Origin of the sequence: Nitratireductor thuwali, assembly GCF_036621415.1 — a bacterium.
Lineage (GTDB): Bacteria > Pseudomonadota > Alphaproteobacteria > Rhizobiales > Rhizobiaceae > Chelativorans > Chelativorans thuwali.
Genome location: NZ_CP030941.1, coordinates 2,499,204 through 2,516,811, shown reverse-complemented (window position 1 = coordinate 2,516,811; position 17,608 = coordinate 2,499,204). Strand labels below are relative to the sequence as shown.

At 67.6% G+C, this 17,608-nt stretch carries 16 protein-coding genes; 7 read left to right on the top strand and 9 right to left on the bottom strand.

From position 1 onward, the window contains the following. Window positions 1–26 precede the first annotated feature (26 nt). Together NTH_RS12295 and lepA are read left to right on the top strand one after the other, a co-directional pair. Entirely contained in the window at window positions 27–416 is a 390-nt protein-coding gene (locus NTH_RS12295; RefSeq protein ID WP_338530281.1) for a nuclear transport factor 2 family protein, read from the top strand. 68 nt (window positions 417–484) lie between these two features. Continuing rightward, window positions 485–2,293, top strand: coding sequence for a translation elongation factor 4 (gene lepA / locus NTH_RS12290; RefSeq protein WP_338530280.1), 1,809 nt, complete (start codon window positions 485–487; stop codon window positions 2,291–2,293). A gap of 128 nt (window positions 2,294–2,421) precedes the next feature. Here the strand turns inward: lepA and NTH_RS12285 are convergent, their stop codons facing one another. The 4 genes from NTH_RS12285 to NTH_RS12270 all read right to left on the bottom strand — a co-directional run bounded on the left by NTH_RS12285 (window position 2,422) and on the right by NTH_RS12270 (window position 5,923). Continuing rightward, window positions 2,422–3,636 carry a cation:proton antiporter gene (locus NTH_RS12285; protein ID WP_338530279.1) on the bottom strand — a complete coding sequence of 405 codons (1,215 nt, stop codon included), beginning with the start codon at window positions 3,634–3,636 and terminating at the stop codon, window positions 2,422–2,424. Window position 3,637: 1 nt separating this feature from the next. Further along, window positions 3,638–4,468, bottom strand: a complete 831-nt coding sequence (locus NTH_RS12280; protein ID WP_338530278.1) for a lipo-like protein — start codon at window positions 4,466–4,468, stop codon at window positions 3,638–3,640. Window positions 4,469–4,544: 76 nt separating this feature from the next. Beyond that, window positions 4,545–5,453 (bottom strand): CHAD domain-containing protein, encoded by a 909-nt coding sequence (locus NTH_RS12275; RefSeq protein ID WP_338530277.1) that lies wholly within the window; start codon window positions 5,451–5,453, stop codon window positions 4,545–4,547. After that, on the bottom strand, window positions 5,450–5,923 hold the full coding sequence (locus tag NTH_RS12270) for a CYTH domain-containing protein (RefSeq protein ID WP_338530276.1): 474 nt from the start codon (window positions 5,921–5,923) through the stop codon (window positions 5,450–5,452). Before NTH_RS12270 ends, NTH_RS12275 begins: the two co-directional genes overlap by 4 nt. Before the next feature lie 95 nt (window positions 5,924–6,018). Here NTH_RS12270 and NTH_RS12265 point away from each other — a divergent pair, with 95 nt between their 5' ends. Genes NTH_RS12265 through NTH_RS12250 form a run of 4 tightly spaced genes read left to right on the top strand, consistent with a single transcriptional unit; the run spans window position 6,019 to window position 9,738 of the window. Continuing rightward, window positions 6,019–6,747: a CerR family C-terminal domain-containing protein gene (locus tag NTH_RS12265; RefSeq protein ID WP_338530275.1), complete on the top strand. Its 729-nt coding sequence runs from the start codon at window positions 6,019–6,021 to the stop codon at window positions 6,745–6,747. Further along, the gene (locus tag NTH_RS12260; RefSeq protein ID WP_338530274.1) at window positions 6,744–7,694 is read left to right on the top strand and encodes an HlyD family secretion protein; all 951 of its coding nucleotides are present in this window, start codon (window positions 6,744–6,746) and stop codon (window positions 7,692–7,694) included. The genes NTH_RS12265 and NTH_RS12260 overlap by 4 nt, the downstream gene beginning before the upstream one ends. A gap of 2 nt (window positions 7,695–7,696) precedes the next feature. Continuing rightward, window positions 7,697–8,614, top strand: coding sequence for an ABC transporter ATP-binding protein (locus NTH_RS12255; protein ID WP_338530273.1), 918 nt, complete (start codon window positions 7,697–7,699; stop codon window positions 8,612–8,614). Then, entirely contained in the window at window positions 8,611–9,738 is a 1,128-nt protein-coding gene (locus NTH_RS12250) for an ABC transporter permease (protein WP_338530272.1), read from the top strand. The genes NTH_RS12255 and NTH_RS12250 overlap by 4 nt, the downstream gene beginning before the upstream one ends. A gap of 273 nt (window positions 9,739–10,011) precedes the next feature. Here NTH_RS12250 and NTH_RS12245 read toward each other — a convergent pair whose 3' ends face one another. Continuing rightward, window positions 10,012–10,872, bottom strand: a complete 861-nt coding sequence (locus NTH_RS12245; protein WP_338530271.1) for a DUF6692 family protein — start codon at window positions 10,870–10,872, stop codon at window positions 10,012–10,014. A gap of 18 nt (window positions 10,873–10,890) precedes the next feature. Further along, on the bottom strand, window positions 10,891–11,490 hold the full coding sequence (locus NTH_RS12240; RefSeq protein ID WP_338530270.1) for a c-type cytochrome: 600 nt from the start codon (window positions 11,488–11,490) through the stop codon (window positions 10,891–10,893). A 275-nt stretch (window positions 11,491–11,765) separates the two neighbouring features. Here NTH_RS12240 and mbfA point away from each other — a divergent pair, with 275 nt between their 5' ends. Beyond that, window positions 11,766–12,749 carry an iron exporter MbfA gene (gene mbfA / locus NTH_RS12235; RefSeq protein ID WP_338530269.1) on the top strand — a complete coding sequence of 328 codons (984 nt, stop codon included), beginning with the start codon at window positions 11,766–11,768 and terminating at the stop codon, window positions 12,747–12,749. Between the two features lie 177 nt (window positions 12,750–12,926). On the opposite strand, the gene NTH_RS12230 is transcribed toward mbfA, so the two are convergent. Genes NTH_RS12230 through hrpB form a run of 3 tightly spaced genes read right to left on the bottom strand, consistent with a single transcriptional unit; the run spans window position 12,927 to window position 17,390 of the window. Then, a complete protein-coding gene (locus NTH_RS12230; RefSeq protein ID WP_422392391.1) occupies window positions 12,927–13,493 on the bottom strand; it encodes an ActR/PrrA/RegA family redox response regulator transcription factor in 567 nt (188 codons plus the stop codon). A 25-nt stretch (window positions 13,494–13,518) separates the two neighbouring features. Continuing rightward, complete coding sequence (locus NTH_RS12225; protein WP_338531894.1) at window positions 13,519–14,874, bottom strand: ActS/PrrB/RegB family redox-sensitive histidine kinase; 1,356 nt, start codon at window positions 14,872–14,874, stop codon at window positions 13,519–13,521. Window positions 14,875–14,921: 47 nt separating this feature from the next. After that, window positions 14,922–17,390 carry an ATP-dependent helicase HrpB gene (gene hrpB / locus NTH_RS12220; protein ID WP_338530267.1) on the bottom strand — a complete coding sequence of 823 codons (2,469 nt, stop codon included), beginning with the start codon at window positions 17,388–17,390 and terminating at the stop codon, window positions 14,922–14,924. Window positions 17,391–17,608 lie beyond the last annotated feature (218 nt).

Below are 17,608 nucleotides of genomic sequence, written 5' to 3'. Positions count from 1 at the left end.
GGTCCATCAACATTCGGAGGATGCCGATGGACCGCAACGAGGAAGTGGCGCGCGTGCGCGCGCTGATCGAGGACTGGACGAAGGCCGTGCGCGAGGGCGACATGGAGGGCGTGCTCGCCCGCCACACGGCCGACATCCTGATGTTCGACGTGCCGATGCCGCTGCAGGCGCGCGGCATGGAGGAATACCGCAAGACCTGGGAGCTCTTCTTCCGCTACAGCCCCGGCGGCCCCGGCTCCTTCGACATCGAGGAGATGCGCGTCGAGGTGGGCGGCGACATCGCCTATGCCTGCGGCATCGTCGGCGTCGTCGGCAACCGCGTCCGCCTCACCCTCGGCCTGCGCAGGGAGGAGGGCGAGTGGCGCATCGCCCACGAGCACCATTCCTACCCGCACGAATTGCCGGAAGACGCCTGAGAGCGGCCGGGAAGGCGGGCTCGATTCCGCCTTCCCAAGCGCTGGCCAAATGCTCTATACGCGCGGGCATGACCAAGACGCCCCTTTCCCGAATCCGCAATTTCTCCATCGTCGCCCATATCGACCATGGCAAGTCGACGCTCGCCGACCGGCTGATCCAGATGACGGGATCGCTGGAGCATCGCGAGATGAAGGAGCAGATTCTCGACGCGATGGACATCGAGCGCGAGCGCGGCATCACCATCAAGGCCAACACCGTGCGCCTCGAATACGACGCCAGGGACGGCCAGCATTACGTGCTGAACCTCATCGACACGCCCGGCCATGTCGATTTCGCCTACGAGGTCTCCCGCTCGCTCGCCGCCTGCGAAGGCTCGCTGCTCGTCGTCGACGCCTCCCAGGGCGTGGAAGCCCAGACGCTGGCCAATGTCTACCAGGCGCTCGACAACGACCACGAGATCGTCCCCGTCCTCAACAAGGTCGACCTGCCCGCCGCCGAGCCCGAGCGCATCAAGCAGCAGATCGAGGATGTCATCGGCCTCGACGCCTCAAACGCCCTCATGATTTCCGCCAAGACCGGCCTTGGCGTGGAAGACGTTCTGGAGGCCATCGTCAACCGCCTGCCGCCGCCCCGGGAGGGCGAGGCGGGCGACCCGCTCAAGGCGCTGCTGGTCGACAGCTGGTACGACGCCTATCTCGGCGTCATCGTTCTGGTGCGCATCATCGACGGCGAGTTGAAGAAGGGCCAGACCGTGCGCATGCTCGGCACCGGCGCCAAGTACCAGGTCGACCGCGTCGGCGTCATCACGCCCAAGATGGTCATGGTGGAAAGCCTCGGCCCCGGTGAGATCGGCTTCATCACCGCCTCCATCAAGGAGGTCGCCGACACCCGCGTGGGCGACACCATCACCGAGGAAAAGCGCCAGACCACGCGCCCGCTGCCCGGCTTCAAGCCGGCCCAGCCGGTCGTCTTCTGCGGCCTGTTCCCCGTCGATGCCGACGATTTCGACGATCTGCGCGCCGCCGTCGGCAAGCTGCGCCTCAACGATGCGAGCTTTTCCTACGAGATGGAAAGCTCCGCCGCCCTCGGCTTCGGCTTCCGCTGCGGTTTCCTCGGCCTCCTGCATCTGGAGATCATCCAGGAGCGGCTTTCGCGCGAGTTCGACCTCGACCTCATCGCCACCGCCCCCAGCGTCGTCTACCGCATGAACCTGATCAGCGGCGAGCAGATCGAGCTGCACAACCCGGCCGACATGCCGGACGTGATGAAGATCGCCTCCATTGAGGAGCCGTGGATCCGCGCCACCATCCTCACCCCCGACGAGCATCTGGGCGCCATCCTCAAGCTCTGCCAGGACCGCCGCGGCATCCAGGCCGACCTTTCCTATGCCGGCTCACGCGCCATGCTGGTCTACGACCTGCCGCTCAACGAGGTGGTGTTCGACTTCTACGACAGGCTCAAATCCATCAGCCGCGGCTATGCCAGCTTCGACTACCAACTCACCGATTACCGCGAGGGCGACCTCGTAAAGATGTCGATCCTCGTCAATGGCGAGCCCGTCGACGCGCTGTCCATGCTGGTCCACCGCTCCCAGGCCGACAAGCGCGGCCGCGTCATGTGCGAGAAGCTGAAGGACCTCATCCCCCAGCACCTTTTCAAGATCCCCATCCAGGCCGCCATCGGCGGCAAGGTCATCGCCCGCGAAACCATCTCCGCCCTCAGAAAGGACGTGACCGCCAAATGCTACGGCGGCGACGTGACCCGCAAGCGCAAGCTTCTGGAAAAGCAGAAGGAAGGCAAAAAGCGCATGCGCCAGTTCGGCAAGGTGGAGATCCCGCAGGAGGCCTTCATCCAGGCGCTGAAGATGAGCGATTGAGCGGCGCGCCGCCTTCGCCACAGAGCGATTCCGGGAAAAGTGGAAACCGGTTTTCCGTCCGCAATTGCTTGGAAACGGAGCCGGTCACGGCGCGCGGGGCGCGGCGGCGGTTATAGCGCTAGCGGGGCTTACCCGCTTTTCCCCCTTCCGAAGAAGATCGGCACCGCGAAGGGTGCCGAGATGCCGTGGAGGAGAATGGACAGGAAAATCGCGAAGACGGCGATATCGGTAACTGTGCCGGCATCGGCAAAGCCCGACTGGTCGACCACCAGGACCAGGTAGAGCACCGATGCCAGGCCACGCGGACCGAACCAGCCCATGAACAGCCTGGCGCGCGGGCCGATATCAGTTCCGATGGCAGCGATCCATACGGGCAACATGCGAACCACGGTCAGGCTGAGCGCAGCGTAAAGCAGCGCCGGGCCGGCCGATGCGCCGAATGCGCGCGGCAGGATGGCGGCACCGAAGAGGAGGAAGGTGACGTTGGTCAGCAGCGAGCCCTCGGTTGTCGCAAAGCGCGAGGTCCGTTCCACCAGGTCGTCCGGCAGCCGCCAGCCGAAGGCGAGGCCGGCGGTGAAAGCGGCCAGAAAACCGTTGCCGCCGACCATCTCTGCCGTGAAATAGGCCAGCCCGGCGAGCGCGACCATGATGGGCGTGCGGGTGGCCGGGTCGGAATCGCCCAGCGCCACGTAGCGCAAAGTGGCCCAGGCGCCGGCAAGGCCGATCAGTCCACCGGCCAATGGCCCGAAGACCAACTCCCCGGCGAAGAAGAAGACGTGGCCGGCAAATCCGGGCTGACCTTCCGCGCCGGTGGCCAGCGCCAGGGCCACGAGCAGCAGCGGCAGGCAGAGGCCGTCGTTGAGGCCCGATTCCACGTCCAGCGCCTCGCGCGGGACTTCCGGCAGGTCGCGGTTCCCGAAAACGGGCTGGGCGAGCGCGGCATCGGTGGGCGTGAGCACGATGGCGAGGATGATGGCGCCGTAAAGCCCCAGGCCCGGAAAGACGAGCATCGCCGCGGCGGCACCGGCGGCGATCGTCAGCGGGATCCCGACGACCAGGAGGCGCATGGACAGGCCCGCGATGGCGCGCTCGGCGATGATGCCGGATATGCGGATATTGGCCGCGTCGCGGAACAGGATGATGACCAGGGTGACCGTGGCCAGGAACTGGATGACGGCGTTGCCGGCGATCGAGAACGGCGCCCAATCGACAAAGGCGAAGGCAAGGCCGAGGCCGGTGAAGATGAGCGGACCGGAAAGCACGGACGCTTCCAGCTTTCTGCCGAAGAGCGCATAGACGGCGAACAGGGCGAAGGTGAGCGCGAGCGCGCCGTGGCTTTCCATGTCAGGCCACTTCCCCGCCTTCGGCTCCCGGCTCGGCCTCCACCGCCTTTGGCTCCACGGGCTCGGCCCATTGCAGCTTCTTGTAGTCGAAACCGTAGACGAGGGTCGGCTTGACGATCTCGAAATAGGGAGAAAGGTCGAAATCGCGGGGGGTGAAGAGGGAATGGTGCCGGATATGCAGGATCTCGGCGCGGGAATAGGTGGATTCGGCCGAGGCCTGGCCGGGGACGGGCCTTATGTCCGGCAGAATGGGGTATTGCACGGCCTGGAACGCCTGAGCCATGAGCGAGGAGCAGATGGCGCGGGTGGGATCGCCAGAGCCCAGCGCGAGCATGCGCCGCCGCCAGCGCACCGGCACGGGCGGCGCGGGCAGGAAATAGCGCAGGAGATCGAAGATGTTGCGCATGTCGTAGCGCAGGCCGAGGCTTGCCACCATGAAATCGACGATCGCCTTGCGGTCGTCGGGCGTGAGCCCGCTCGGGCGGCAGATGCGGGTGTTGTAGGTGCGGTATTTGGACAGGGGAACGGCGATGCAGCCATCGCCGAGATTGACCTCGATGAGGCGCGGCCGCTCGGAGCCGTCGCCCAGCTCTTCCAGCGCATCGCCGACATAGAGCGCCGAATGGCTCCAGGTCGATTGGGTCAGGTATTTGATGGCCGCCGAAATGCGCAGATTGCCCTCCACCAGCAGCACGTCGCCCGGCTGCAGCGTGCGGTGCAGGGTTTGCGGATCGGACGGCGTGTAGGGCTGATAGCCGGAGGATTCCACCTGCAGGCGGCGGGCCAGGAAGCGGCCGAAACGGTCCAGCAGGCTGTCGGTCTGTTGTGTCATCGACGAGGCCAGGTCTTGCACCAGGAGAGGCAACGGCGCCGACATTGGCAAGGCCGGGCGTCCTCCACAACCCCGCTCACGCGGCTTTTCCGGATTTTGCCATGGCGCGCCCTATCTTCTTCCTCAGCTTCTTGCCCTCGCCTTCCAATAGTGCGCCGGCGCGGGCGAGAATGGCCTTGCGCAGCACCTTTTCGCGCTTCTCCAGCTTCCGGCGGAACCGCGCCACGGTTTCCGGCGCGCCGATGGCCTGCTCCTCGGCGTCCAGCACCTCGTACATGTTGGCGATGTCGTTGAGTTCGCCCAGCAGGTCGCCCAGGGCGTTGGCCCGCTTGCGGCGGACGGACGAGGCGCCCGGCCACATGTCGTCCAGCAGGCCGAGATGCATCCAGTGATATTTCAGCGCCTTGCGCAGTTCGTGAAAGTCGTCGGCCCCGCCTCGCTTGCGCGCGCGCCTGAGCGCCCGCTTGGCCTTCCGGACCATATCGCGCGCGCCGCGGGCGAGCAGGGCCGCGCCCTCGTCCGGGTCGTCCGGGAGATCGAGCCCGGCAAAGGCCTCGCGGGCCGCGCGCAGGCCGGCAAGCGTGGTGGCGCGGGCTTCGTCGAAGGCGCTCGTCTCGTTAACGATGCGGTCGCGGCGGCTCGCCAGGTGCTCGCGGACGACCTGCAGATCGCTTCCGCCGGCTTTGCCCTCGTCCGGAAAGCGGTCGACGGTTTCGACCAGCGCGTCGGCGTCGCGGGCATGGGACAGCGCCCGCGACAGGTCGCGGAAGAGCCTGTTGTACCGGTCGTGGAACGCTTCATTGCCGCCGCCGACCAATTTCATCAGGCCGCGCAGCCGCTTGAGCCGCTTGCGGGCGGCATGGACCGCCATCTGGCGACCGCCGGGCATGGTTTCCAGGCCGGCGATGATGGCGGCGATCTCCTCATCGGCAATGCGATGAACCTCCCTGGCGACGGGCAGCGCCGGGTCGATGCGATAGCTCATGTGCCAGGCTCCGGAAGTCCGTTGAGGGCGAGCGAGACGTTGTAGTAGGCGGGATTGCCGGTGATTTCCATGCCGAGCCAGGCGGGAAGATCGGCCTCGCCGACCTCGTCGCCGGTCTCCAGCTCGGCCAGGACGAGGCCCGACAGCGCGCCGGAGAACTCGTCGATCTCGTAGACATAGCCGCGGTGGCGGACGAGATGCCGGGTCTTCTCGATGACATTGCCGACGGCAAAACGCGCCATCTCCTCGGCTTCCTGCGCCGGCACCGGATATTCGTATTCCTGGCGGTCGCGGGCATGGGCGCCGAACTTGAAGGTGAGCATGGGCGCGCGGCCCGCGCGGAAGCGAAGCCGCACCGAGCGGTCGGGACCGGTGCACAGATATAGCTGGCGGATCCTGGAAGCCTCGGCGGCTTCCGCCCTCCAGCCGTCGTCGACGACGAAAAACTTGCGCTCGCTCTCGGTTGGCATGGGTCTCTCCGCAGCCGGTGGATCACTCATTGCCATCTGAGCGGGCCATGATCAACGGTTGACTTTAATCAATCGAATGATTAAATCACCGAATGATGACAAAACGACCCTCAGAAAAACCCGCCGGCGGCAGCACCGGCAGCCCGCCCGCCTCCGCCGGCACCGCCCGCCAGAGCGGCGCTGAGCGGACGCGGGAGGCGCTGATCCGTGCGGCGCTGCGGCTTTTCGGCAAGAACGGTTTCGAGGCGACGTCGACGCGGCAGATCGCGGCGGCGGCGGACGCGAATATCGGCTCCATCGCCTATCATTTCGGCGGCAAGGAAGGGCTGCGGGCGGCCTGCGCGGACTATATCGTGAGCCTGATCGGCCGGGCCGCCGAAAGCGCCCTTGGGCCGGCGGGCCTGGAGACGGCGTCGCCGAAATCGCGGGCCGAGGCGGAGGCGCTGCTGCGGCAGGCGCTGGAGCGGATGGTCGGCTTTCTTCTGGTGCGGCCCGAGCCGGGCGATATCGTGCAGTTCCTGATCCGCGAATTCGCCCATCCGACGGCGGCGCTGGATACCATCTATGCCGGCGTCTTCGAGCCGGTGCACAAGCGGTTCTGCCAGTTGTGGGAAGCGGCGACGGGCGAGCCCGCCGAAAGCGAGCGCACCCGCCTTACCGTGTTCACGCTGATCGGCCAGATCGTCTATTTCCGCATCGCGCGCGAGGCGGTCACCCGCCGCATGGGCTGGCCGGAAATCGGCGGGCGGGAAGCGGGAAGCGTCGTGGAGGTGGTGGGCGCCAATCTCGACGCCATGCTCAAGGCGCGCGGAGGCAGGCCATGAGCTTTCTGTGCACCCTGCCCGTGATCGCCTCTTTCCTGACCGCATGCGGGCCGGCGGCGCCTTTGGCCGTGGGCTATGTCGAGGGCGAATATGTGCTGCTGGCGCCGCTGGAGACGGGGCAGGTGCGGGCCGTCAATGTCCGCCGCGGCGCGCGGGTGGAAGCGGGCCAGCCGGTCGCGGAGATGGAACGACGGGATGCCGAGATCGCCGTCGCCCGGGCCGAAGCGGCCCTGGCGGAGGCGGATGCGCGGCTCGCCGATCTGCGCCAGGGCAAGCGCGAGGAGGAGATCGCGGTGCTGGAGGCCGCGCTCGCCTCGGCCAGGGCACAACAGAGCGAGGCCGAGCGCGTGGAGTCGCGGACGGAGGACCTGTTCCAGCGCGGCATCGCCACCCAGGCCGAGCGCGACAAGGCGCGCACGGAAGCAGAGCTTGCCAGCGCGCGGGTGGGGGAGGCCGAGGCCAATCTGGCGGTCGCCCGCCTGCCGGCCCGCAAGCAGGCCATCGAAGCGGCCGAAAAGCAGCGCGACCAGGCGAAGGCGGCGCTCGACGAGGCGCGCTGGCGGCTGTCGGAGCGCATGCTGAAGGCGCCGTCGGCCGGCCGCGTGGACGACATCGTGCGCAATGCGGGCGACCTGGCCGGGCCGTCCGCGCCGGTGATCTCCATGCTGCCGGACGGGGCGGTGAAGCTGAAGCTCTACGTGCCGGAGGTGGCGTTTTCCTCGATCGCGGTCGGCGACCGGCTGAACGTGCGCTGCGACGGCTGCCCGCCCGACCTTTCGGCCACCATATCCTACATCTCGCCGGACCCCGAATTCACGCCGCCGGTGATCTACTCCATCGAGACGCGGCAGAAGCTGGTGTTCCTCGTCGAGGCCAAGCCGGCGAACGAGGCGACCGGGCGGCTGCAGCCGGGGCAGATCGTCGACGTAAGCCTGGCGGGCGAATAGCCATGCCGGCGATCGACGTCCACGATCTGGTCAAGCGGTTCGGCGACAAGACCGTTGTCGACCATGTGTCCATGCAGGTGGAACGGGGCGAGATCGTCGGCTTCCTGGGCCCCAACGGATCGGGCAAGACGACGACGATCCGGCTGATGTGCGGGCTGTTGACCCCCGATGGCGGCGGCGGCCAGGTGCTGGGATACGACCTTGCGCGCGACGGGCTGAAGATCAAGCGCGAGGTCGGCTACATGACGCAGCGCTTTTCCTTCTACGAAGACCTGACGATCGCGGAGAACCTGTCCTTCGTGGCGCGGCTTTACGAGCTGAAGCCGGCCGGCGACCATGTGCGGCGCACGCTGGACGATCTCGGCCTGACCTCGCGCCGCAACCAGCTTGCCGGCACGCTGTCGGGCGGGTGGAAGCAGCGGCTGGCGCTCGCGGCCTGCATCATGCACGAGCCGAAGCTGCTGCTGCTCGACGAGCCGACGGCGGGCGTCGACCCCAAGGCAAGGCGCGATTTCTGGGACGAGATACACCGGCTGGCGGCGGACGGGCTGACCGTCCTGGTGTCGACCCACTACATGGACGAGGCCGAACGCTGCCACCGCATCTCCTACATCTCCTACGGTAAGATGCTGGCCACGGGGACCGTCGACGAGGTGGTGAGGGACGCGGGCTTGGCCACCTTCATCGTCAGCGGGCCGAGGCTGGAGGCGCTGGCGCGGGAGATCGCGGCGCTGCCCGGCGTCGAGCAGGTGGCACCCTTCGGCGCGACGCTGCATGTGGTGGGCGCGAATGCTGCCGCGCTGTCGGCCTCGCTCAGGCAGATCGAGAAGCGGGAGGGCGTGCGCGTTGCGGCGGGCGAGACGAGCCTCGAGGACGTCTTCATCCAGTTCATGGCGGATGCCACGGACAATATGCAATGAACGCCGTATTCTCATTCGCCCGGCTGGGCGCCATGCTGATCAAGGAATTCATCCAGATGCGGCGCGACCGCATCACCTTCGGCATGATGCTGGGCGTGCCGCTGATGCAGCTCGTGCTTTTCGGCTATGCGATCAACAACGACCCCAAGGCCCTGCCCTCGGCACTGGTCTCGGTGAGCCAGGACCATTACAGCCGGGCGATGGTCTCGGCGCTGGAGACCACGGGCTATTACCGCTTCGACCATGTGGTGGAAAGCGCGGCGGAGGCCGAGAGGCTTATGGCGCGCGGCGAGGTGGTGTTCGTCGTCACCATCCCTTCCGATTTCGCGCGGCAGGTCGACCGGGGCGGGAAGGCGCAGATCCTGATCGAGGCGGACGCCACCGATCCATCGGTGGCCAGCGGCGCGATCTCGACGCTGGGCACGGTGGCGCAGCAGGCGCTGACCCGCGAGCGCGGCATGGCGGCGGGGGATCCGCAAGGCGCGCTCGAAGTGGTGGTGCACCGGCGCTACAACCCGGAGGGCATATCGCAATACAATATCGTGCCGGGGCTTCTCGGCGTCATCCTGCAGATGACGATGGTGATGATGACGGCCATCGCGCTGACCCGCGAGCGCGAACGCGGCACCATGGAAAACCTTCTCGCCATGCCGGCAAGTCCGCTCGAAATCATGCTGGGCAAGGTGCTGCCCTATCTGGTGGTGGGCGCGGTGCAGGTGGCGGTGGTGCTTTCGGCGGCGAAGCTGCTTTTCGGCGTACCCTTCATCGGCAGCTTCACGCTGCTGCTTTCCGCCGTGCTCATCTTCGTGCTGGCGCTGGTGCTGCTCGGCTACACGATCTCAACCGTGGCCAGAACGCAGATGCAGGCGATGCAGCTCACCTTCTTCTTCTTCCTGCCCTCGCTGCTTCTTTCGGGCTTCATGTTCCCCTATCGCGGCATGCCGCTATGGGCGCAGTGGCTGGGCGAGATATTCCCCCTCACCCACTTCCTGAGGGTGATCCGCGCGGTGATGCTGAAAGGCGCCGAACTGCCCGCCGTGGCCTTCGAGACGGGGGTGCTGGCGCTGTTCATCTTCATCTATGCGGGAATCGCGTTGTTGCGGTTCCGGCGGACGCTGGATTGAGGGTGTTTCGGCTCGACGGTCGAACTTACTCCTTTGATCCAAAGGCGCGGCGCATGACGCAGTGGCGGAGATGTTGCTTACGAAGGATCAGCGTGCCGATACGACCTTGTCGACTGATGAGGTGCTTCGGCCGGTTGCGCGCCGTGCTCGACGCGCATTTGACTGCAGTTGGCTTGCACTTTGACTCGCGCGCCTGGATCGTGACGCCCGTTGGGCAAGGGGCCGGTGAAGCCGCGACCATACGCACTTCCGGCGCGCGCGCTTCCTTCCTCATCAGCTCCGGCAAGCGTAGAAACCACGATACCCCACCGTCAGGCCCTGGTCGAGCTGGAAGACCAGTTCCGCATCCGCGCGCCAATCGGCCTCTTCGCCGAGCGGGCGCACGATGATCCTGGTTCCGGGCGAAGAATATTCTGCGATGCCGGCCTGCGGGTCGCCGGCTGCCTGGAGCGTGACGAGGACCCCGTTCAGCTTCACTGCCGCTCCGCCGCCGTCCCGGGCGGTCCAGAGCACCGGCTCGGATTCGGGGCTGCGGCTGAAAGTGCAGCGGGCATCCGCATCGAGCACCCGGTCGGCCTCCGCCTCGGGCATCGGGGCAAGGTCGAGCCGGCTGATGAGGGTGTTCGAAAGGGCATCCTCCACGGTGCCCGGTTCGGCGGGCGGGTCGTGGTAGATGTTCTCCGCCTCATTTCCAGAGGAGGTTTGCGCGATGAGGTAGCGCATTTCGGCGATCTCGCGCCGCTGCGCCTCGATGATCTCGTCGGCGAGCTTGCGGACGCGCGGGTCCCGGATCTGCGCCCGCTCGGAGGTCATGATCGCAATCGAGTGGTGGGGGATCATGGCGCGCATGTAGCTCGGCCCGGAGACCATCGCCTGGCTGCGGACGAGCCACAGGGAAAGCGCAAAGACGATCGCCGCTCCCGCGAAGATCGCGATGTTGAGCTGCTTGCTGGAGTACATGCCCAGCATGTAGGCGAGCATGATCACCGCCATCGTCGCGCCCATCAGGATCGCCATGTAGGTGCGGGTCTCGCTGAAGAACACATGCTCCCAGGCGTAGGTGTTGAGATACATCAGGATGAACATCGCCACCGTGGAGGTGAGGATCATGAGGCCGAAGCGGATATAGGACATCTTGCCTTCCTGTTCGCGCTATTCGCTATGGGGTTCGGCCGCTCCAGTTGACGGCTCGCCTGCGGCGGGCGACGGCGTCTCTTCCGCATGTCCATGAGCGGAACCGGTCAATCTTGAATAATCGTCGGCGGAGAGGCCAGGGAGAGCGCTGACGAAGGCGGCAATCGCCGTGATTTCCTCTGCCGAGTGATGCTCGCCGAAGGCAGGCATGCCCGTCATCTTGATGCCGTTGGAAACGATCCAGTGGATTTCCTCGCCCGTCCATTCGATGGCGGCTTCAACAAGGTGCGGCGGCTCGGGCCGCATCCCCCGGGACCATGCGGCCGGCTCCTGGCCGGGCCCGCCGTGGCAATGGGCGCAGCTTTCCGCGTAATGCCCTGCGCCCTCGGCCAGAAGGGCCTCGGAAGCGTTTTCGGGAAGGTCTGCCCCGCCGGCCCGGTTGGCCACGGAACGGTGCATGGTCGTGTCGAAACTCCACCGGACCGCATCGAAATGCGGATCCGAAGCAGCCACATTGTAGGCTCCCGTGTAGACGACGGTCAGCCACACGACGATGGCCACCAGGATCGTGCCAACAATCCCGCCGACAACGCCAACAATAGCCGGGTGCTTTTTCATGTCTGCTCTCCCGCGTTCGTGGAGGAACCTCGTTCTGATAGGGCGACGCCGCGCTCACGCCCTTACGGGGTACTTTCCTCTCAACCGAAACCTGCCCCCGAAGTTCCTGCAGACCTTGGAGCACGGAACGGGCTTATCGAAGCGAGGCGAGGCTCGGCGAATGATGCGGGAATGGAAGAACGACCGGCCGATACACCACTATCCCGCCCTCCTTGACCTTCCCTCAGCCGCTCTCTAGTTTAGAATTATTCTAAACTATCTGGATTGCGACCCTCATGTTCACACGTTTTTTCAGTTTCAGCCGGCGGGCCTTTTCGTCTCTTTCGGAGCAGGAGGTGCTGGCGCTGGCGATCTCCTCGGAGGAGGACGACGCGCGGATCTATCGGGCTTATGCGGACGGGCTGCGGGAGGATTATCCGCATTCGGCGAAGGTTTTCGAGGCGATGGCGGAGGAGGAGGACCGGCATCGCGGGGCGCTGATCGAGATGCATCGCAAGCGCTTCGGCGAGCGCATTCCCCTGATACGGCGCGAGCATGTGCGCGGCTATTACGAGCGCAAGCCGGACTGGCTGGTGCGGCCCCTGGGCCTCGAAACCGTGCGGGCGCAGGCCGAATTGATGGAGGAGCAGGCGCACCGCTTCTATGTGGAGGCCGCCAAGCGGACGCAGGACGCGGCGACGCGCAAGCTTTTGGGCGATCTGGCGGCGGCGGAAAAGGGGCACGAGACGCTGGCCCAGCGGCTGGGCGAGGAGCATCTGCCCGAGGGCGCGCGCGCCGAGGAAGAAAAGACGGAGCGCCGGCAGTTCATCCTCACCTATGTGCAGCCGGGGCTGGCCGGGCTGATGGACGGCTCGGTCTCCACGCTTGCGCCGATCTTCGCCGCCGCCTTCGCCACGGGGGATACGTGGCAGACTTTCCTGGTGGGGCTTGCCGCCTCCATCGGCGCGGGCATCTCCATGGGCTTTACCGAGGTGGCTTCGGACGACGGGGTGATCTCGGGGCGCGGCTCGCCGATCAAGCGCGGGCTGACGACGGGCATCATGACGACGGTTGGCGGGCTGGGCCACGCCCTGCCCTATCTCATCCCGGACTTCTCGACCGCGACCACCCTCGCCATCATCGTCGTCTTCATCGAATTGTGGGCGATCGCCTTTATCCAGAACCGCTACATGGAAACGCCGTGGAGCCGGGCGACCTTTCAGGTGGTGCTGGGCGGGGCGCTGGTGTTCGCCGCGGGGATGCTGATCGGGAACGCGTGAGGGCGCGCGCGCGTGGAGGGTTACCGTTCGGTTTGCCCGGCACTCCTCACCTCAAGCCAAGGGCGGGGCAATTGCATATGGCGGCGCAGTACCTCCACCCCTCCCGATCCTGAGCTTGCCGAAGGGGGAGGGATCGAGCGCGGGATCGCCGGAGGCCGGCAAGGAAAACCCGGCGCCCTACCGCGGCGCGCGCTTGGCCAGGATGCGCTGCAGGGTGCGGCGGTGCATGTTGAGGCGGCGGGCGGTTTCGGAGACGTTGCGGTCGCACATCTCGTAAACGCGCTGGATATGCTCCCAGCGCACCCGGTCGGCGGACATGGGATTTTCGGGCGGCTCGGCCCTTTCGTTGGGCCGGCGGGTGAGCGCGGTATAGATGTCGTCGGCGTCGGCGGGCTTCGACAGATAGTCGACGGCGCCCAGCTTCACGGCGGTGACGGCGGTGGCGATATTGCCGTAGCCGGTGAGGATGACGGTGCGGGCGTCGTCGCGCCTGTCGCGGATCGCCTGCACGACGTCGAGGCCGTTGCCATCGCCCAGCCGCATGTCGACCACCGCGAAGGCCGGCGCGGTCGCCTTCACCTTGGCGACGGCCTCCTGCACCGATTCGGCGGTCTCGACCTCGAAGCCGCGGCCCTCCATCGCGCGCGCCAGGCGGGCCAGGAACGGGCGGTCGTCGTCCACGATAAGAAGGCTGCGCTCGTCGCCGGGGATCGGCTCGCCCTGTTCAAGGATGTCTTCGCTCATCATCGTCTCGCTTTCTGCAGCCTATTTAGCCATTATCGCCGGATTTTCCAGCGTCGCGGCCACCATTGGCATAAGGCTGGAAGCTGTTATTGGCCAGAAAGGCATCCAGCGGCCAGCGCACGTCGACGGTGGCGCCCTTGCCCTCGCCGCCGGCGTTGGAAAAATGAATGACGGCGCCCGAGCGCTCCAGCAGGGTCTTGGCGATGAACAGGCCGAGGCCCAGCCCCCCGCCGCTGGACCCGCTCGCCGGGCGCCTGGTCATATAGGGCTCGCCGATGCGGTCCATGATCTCGGCGGGGAAGCCCGGACCGTCGTCGATGATGGTGATGCCGACTTCCTCGGCGTTCCAGCGCCAGCGGATGGTGACCGTTTCGCGGGCGAAGTCGACGGCGTTCTCGACCAGATTGCCGATGCCGTAGAGCACGCCGGGATTGCGGCGGCCGACCGGCTCGCGGCCGCGCGTCTCCTCCGGCTCCAGCCTGATCTCGATGCCGAAATCGCGATGCGGGGCGGCCACCTCCTCGATGAGCGAGGTGAGCGGCAGGCGCGCCAGATGGGCCTCGCTCTCGGAGGACAGGCTGGTGAGCTGCTTGAGGATCTCGCGGCAGCGCTCGCTCTGGGAGCGCAGCAGCGTGACGTCCTCGGCATAGCGCGGGTCTGAGCCCAGCGCCTTTTCCATCTCGCGGGCCACCAGGGAGATGGTGGCGAGCGGCGTTCCCAGCTCATGGGCGGCGGCGGCGGCCAGGCCATCGAGCGCGGAGATGTGCTGCTCGCGCTGGAGCACCAGCTCCGTCGCGGCCAGCGCATTGGCCAGAAGCCGCGCTTCCTCGGCCACGCGGTAGGCGTAAAGGGCGGTGAAGGCGATGGAGGAGACGATCGCCATCCACATGCCCGCCACATAGACCAAGGGCATGGCGAGCTCGGTGCCCGGATACCAGGGCAGTGGCAGATGGAACACGGCGAGCAGGCTGACCATGACGACGACGTAAAGGCCCAGAACCCCCGTCCACATGAGCGGCAGGGAGGTGGCCGAGATGACCACCGGCACCGTCATCAGAAGCGAGAAGGGGTTGGTGAGCCCGCCGGTGAGAAACAGCAGGCCGGCAAGCTGCGAGGCGTCGAAGGTGAGTATCCACAGCGCCGCCATCGGCGCCAGCCGGTGGGCGGCGGGATAGCGGAACGTCAGATAGAGATTGAGCCAGGCGGAAGCGGCGATGAGCACGAAGCAGGGGCCGACCGGCAGCGGGAACTCCAGCCAGTAGGCGACCACCAGCACAGCCGCGCTCTGGCCGACAATGGCGAGCCAGCGCAGCCTGATCAGCGTGTTGAGCCTCAGGCTCTGGCTGCGGCGGGTCTGGTTTGTGCCGAGTTCTTCCTGCATTGCGTGCATCACCGGCTTATGCGCCGGCATGTCCTCTTCGCCAAGTGCTATTTTTGACGCGGCTTGGCGCGGCTCGTGGGTGCGGCGGCGGCCGGGTCCTCGGGCCAATGGTGCTTGGGATAGCGGCCGCGCATATCAGCGCGGACATCGGCCCAGGAGCCGGACCAGAAGCCCGGCAGGTCCCTCGTCTTCTGGATGGGGCGGTGGGCGGGGGAAAGCAACTCCAGCGTCAGCGGCGTGCGCCCGCCGATCACCGGATGCTTTTGAAGGCCGAAAAGCTCCTGCACGCGGATGGCGAGCACGGCTTCGCCGTTCTCGTAACGGATCGGCACGCGGCTGCCGGTGGGCGCGGTGAAATGGCTGGGGGCAAGCTGGCCGAGGCGGCGCTGCAGATCGTAGGGCACGAGGCTCGTCAGCGCCTCGACGAGGATGGCGGGGGAGATGGCGGAAAGGCGCGGCTGGCCGGTCAGGAAGGGCACAAGCCAATCCTCCAGCGACGACAGCAGCGCCTCCTCGCCCACATCCGGCCATGGCGCGCCTTCGGCCGCGTGCAGAAAGGCAAGGCGCGCGCGCAGGCCCTGCGCCTCCCTGCCCCAGGGCAGGATGGCGAGGCCGTTGGCGCGCACGGTTTCCGCGATGCCCCGGTTGGCGGCTTCGCCCGTGGGCGGCGGCAGGTTGCGTTCGGCAAGGCGGATGGCGCCGAGGCGGCGGGTTTCGCGCTGGCGCAGGCTCTTGCTGCCGGCGTCGAAGATGGTTTCGACCTCGGTGCGGATGCGGTCGCCGAGGGCTTCGACAAGGTCCGGCTCGGCGATGGCGGCGGCGGCCGCGATGCGGGCATTCTGCGCCTTGCCCTGCAGATCGGCGACGACCAGATAAGGCTCGCGCGCGAGCCGGTCGGCGGGGTCGAGCTGGCCGCCCCGGCCATTGGCAAGCACGTAGCGGCCGGCCTCGCCGCGCGCGCCGGCGACACGGTCGGGCCAGGCATGGACGAGCAGCGCGCCGGCGCCGGGACCTTCCCCGGATGCGCCGGTATTGCCGCCGCCGGCATTGCGGGCAAGACGCTCGGCAAGATCGCGGGCGGCGCGGGCGCGCGGCGACTTGTCGGCGGAAAAGCGGGCAAGGCGCTCGTCGAGATCGACGCCGGTGCCGGCCAGCCCGCGCTCCGACAGCAGCACGGCGAGGCGCGCGGCGGGGCGGGCATGGCCCTGCCGGGCCGCCATGGCGACCATATGGGCCAGGCGCACCGGCAAGGCGAGCCTGCGCATGGCCTCGCCCGTCTCGGTGAGGCGGCCGCGATCGTCCAGCGCGTCCAGGGCGCCCAGCAGGGCGCGGGCTTCGGCCAGCGCCGGCTCCGGCGGCGGATCGAGGAAAGCGAGCGTGCGCGGGTCGGAGACGCCGAACGCGGCGCAGTCGAGCAGGAGGCCGGAAAGGTCGGCTTCGAGGATCTCCGGCGGGGTGAAGGCGGGCAGCGCCGCCGTCTGCTCCTTGCGCCACAGGCGCAGCGCGATGCCCGGCGCGGTGCGGCCGGCGCGGCCGGCGCGCTGGTCCGCCGAGGCACGGGAGACGCGCACGGTCTCGAGCCGGGTCAGGCCGGTGGCCGGCTCGTATCTGGGAAGGCGCGAGAGCCCGCAATCGACGATGGCCGCAACGCCGTCGATGGTGACCGACGTCTCGGCGATTGCGGTTGCCAGCACCACCTTGCGGCGGCCCGGGGGCGCCGGTCGGATGGCGGCATCCTGCGCCGCGCCATCGAGCCCGCCATGCAGGGGGATGATGTCGACGGATTCAGGCAGACGGCCTGCCAGCGCCTCCGCCGTGCGGGCGATCTCGCGCTGGCCGGGCAGGAAGGCGAGGATGCCGCCACCGGTCTCGCCCGCCAGATCGCGGACGGCCTCGGCGACGGCCTGCTCGACCGGCTGGTCGGGCTTGCGGTCCCGATGGCGAATATCGACGGGAAAGCTGCGGCCTTCGCTTTCGATGACCGGCGCGCCATCCAGCAGCCTTGCGACACGGGCCCCGTCCAGCGTGGCGGACATGACCAGGAGGCGCAAATCCGGACGCAGCGCGCCTTGCGCATCGAGGGCCAGCGCCAGGGCGAAATCGCCGTCGAGCGAGCGCTCGTGGAACTCGTCGAACAGCACGGCAGCGACGTCCTCCAGCGAGGGATCCTCGACGATCATGCGGGCCAGAACGCCCTCGGTGACGACGAGGATGCGGGTGCGGGCGGAAAGCTTGCGCTCCATGCGCATGGCGTAGCCGACGGTGCCGCCCACCTCCTCGCCCAGAAGGGCGGCCATGCGGCGGGCGGCGGCGCGGGCGGCAAGGCGGCGCGGCTCCAGAAGCACGATGCGGCCGGCCTGCGCCCACGGCGCATCGAGCAGGGCGAGCGGAGCAAGCGTGGTCTTGCCCGCGCCCGGCGGGGCGACGAGCACGGCGCGGCGGCTCTCGTCCAGCGCACGCCGCAGCGCCGGCAGCACGGCGCTGACCGGCAGGGTGGGCAGGTCGAGCGCGCTCATGCTTGCAGATCGGGACGACGGCGGGGGCCCCGCTTGGTTATCGACCCTGTTTGGCGAACCCGCCCCTGATTCCGGCGTTGAGGAGGATGATTATCTTTCGCATGGGGGCGGCGATGGGCACCCCACCTCGTCATCAACTGGATGCCCGCTGCCGTCATCCCGGCCGACCGCAGGGAGAGCCGGGACCCATTGGGTTGGCGCGGCCGGACTCCGCAGAA

What these genes read in the sequence shown, in the direction of transcription:
- hrpB (WP_338530267.1), bottom strand. Translation starts at nt 17,390, where the DNA reads ATGAGCGCGCTCGACCTGCCCACCCTGCCGGTCAGCGCCGTGCTGCCG.
- NTH_RS12255 (WP_338530273.1), top strand. Translation starts at nt 7,697, where the DNA reads ATGCCGGCGATCGACGTCCACGATCTGGTCAAGCGGTTCGGCGACAAG.
- NTH_RS12280 (WP_338530278.1), bottom strand. Translation starts at nt 4,468, where the DNA reads ATGACACAACAGACCGACAGCCTGCTGGACCGTTTCGGCCGCTTCCTG.
- NTH_RS12245 (WP_338530271.1), bottom strand. Translation starts at nt 10,872, where the DNA reads ATGTCCTATATCCGCTTCGGCCTCATGATCCTCACCTCCACGGTGGCG.
- NTH_RS12250 (WP_338530272.1), top strand. Translation starts at nt 8,611, where the DNA reads ATGAACGCCGTATTCTCATTCGCCCGGCTGGGCGCCATGCTGATCAAG.
- mbfA (WP_338530269.1), top strand. Translation starts at nt 11,766, where the DNA reads ATGTTCACACGTTTTTTCAGTTTCAGCCGGCGGGCCTTTTCGTCTCTT.
- NTH_RS12265 (WP_338530275.1), top strand. Translation starts at nt 6,019, where the DNA reads ATGACAAAACGACCCTCAGAAAAACCCGCCGGCGGCAGCACCGGCAGC.
- NTH_RS12225 (WP_338531894.1), bottom strand. Translation starts at nt 14,874, where the DNA reads ATGCAGGAAGAACTCGGCACAAACCAGACCCGCCGCAGCCAGAGCCTG.
- NTH_RS12230 (WP_422392391.1), bottom strand. Translation starts at nt 13,493, where the DNA reads ATGAGCGAAGACATCCTTGAACAGGGCGAGCCGATCCCCGGCGACGAG.
- NTH_RS12275 (WP_338530277.1), bottom strand. Translation starts at nt 5,453, where the DNA reads ATGAGCTATCGCATCGACCCGGCGCTGCCCGTCGCCAGGGAGGTTCAT.
- NTH_RS12270 (WP_338530276.1), bottom strand. Translation starts at nt 5,923, where the DNA reads ATGCCAACCGAGAGCGAGCGCAAGTTTTTCGTCGTCGACGACGGCTGG.
- NTH_RS12285 (WP_338530279.1), bottom strand. Translation starts at nt 3,636, where the DNA reads ATGGAAAGCCACGGCGCGCTCGCGCTCACCTTCGCCCTGTTCGCCGTC.
- NTH_RS12260 (WP_338530274.1), top strand. Translation starts at nt 6,744, where the DNA reads ATGAGCTTTCTGTGCACCCTGCCCGTGATCGCCTCTTTCCTGACCGCA.
- NTH_RS12295 (WP_338530281.1), top strand. Translation starts at nt 27, where the DNA reads ATGGACCGCAACGAGGAAGTGGCGCGCGTGCGCGCGCTGATCGAGGAC.
- lepA (WP_338530280.1), top strand. Translation starts at nt 485, where the DNA reads ATGACCAAGACGCCCCTTTCCCGAATCCGCAATTTCTCCATCGTCGCC.
- NTH_RS12240 (WP_338530270.1), bottom strand. Translation starts at nt 11,490, where the DNA reads ATGAAAAAGCACCCGGCTATTGTTGGCGTTGTCGGCGGGATTGTTGGC.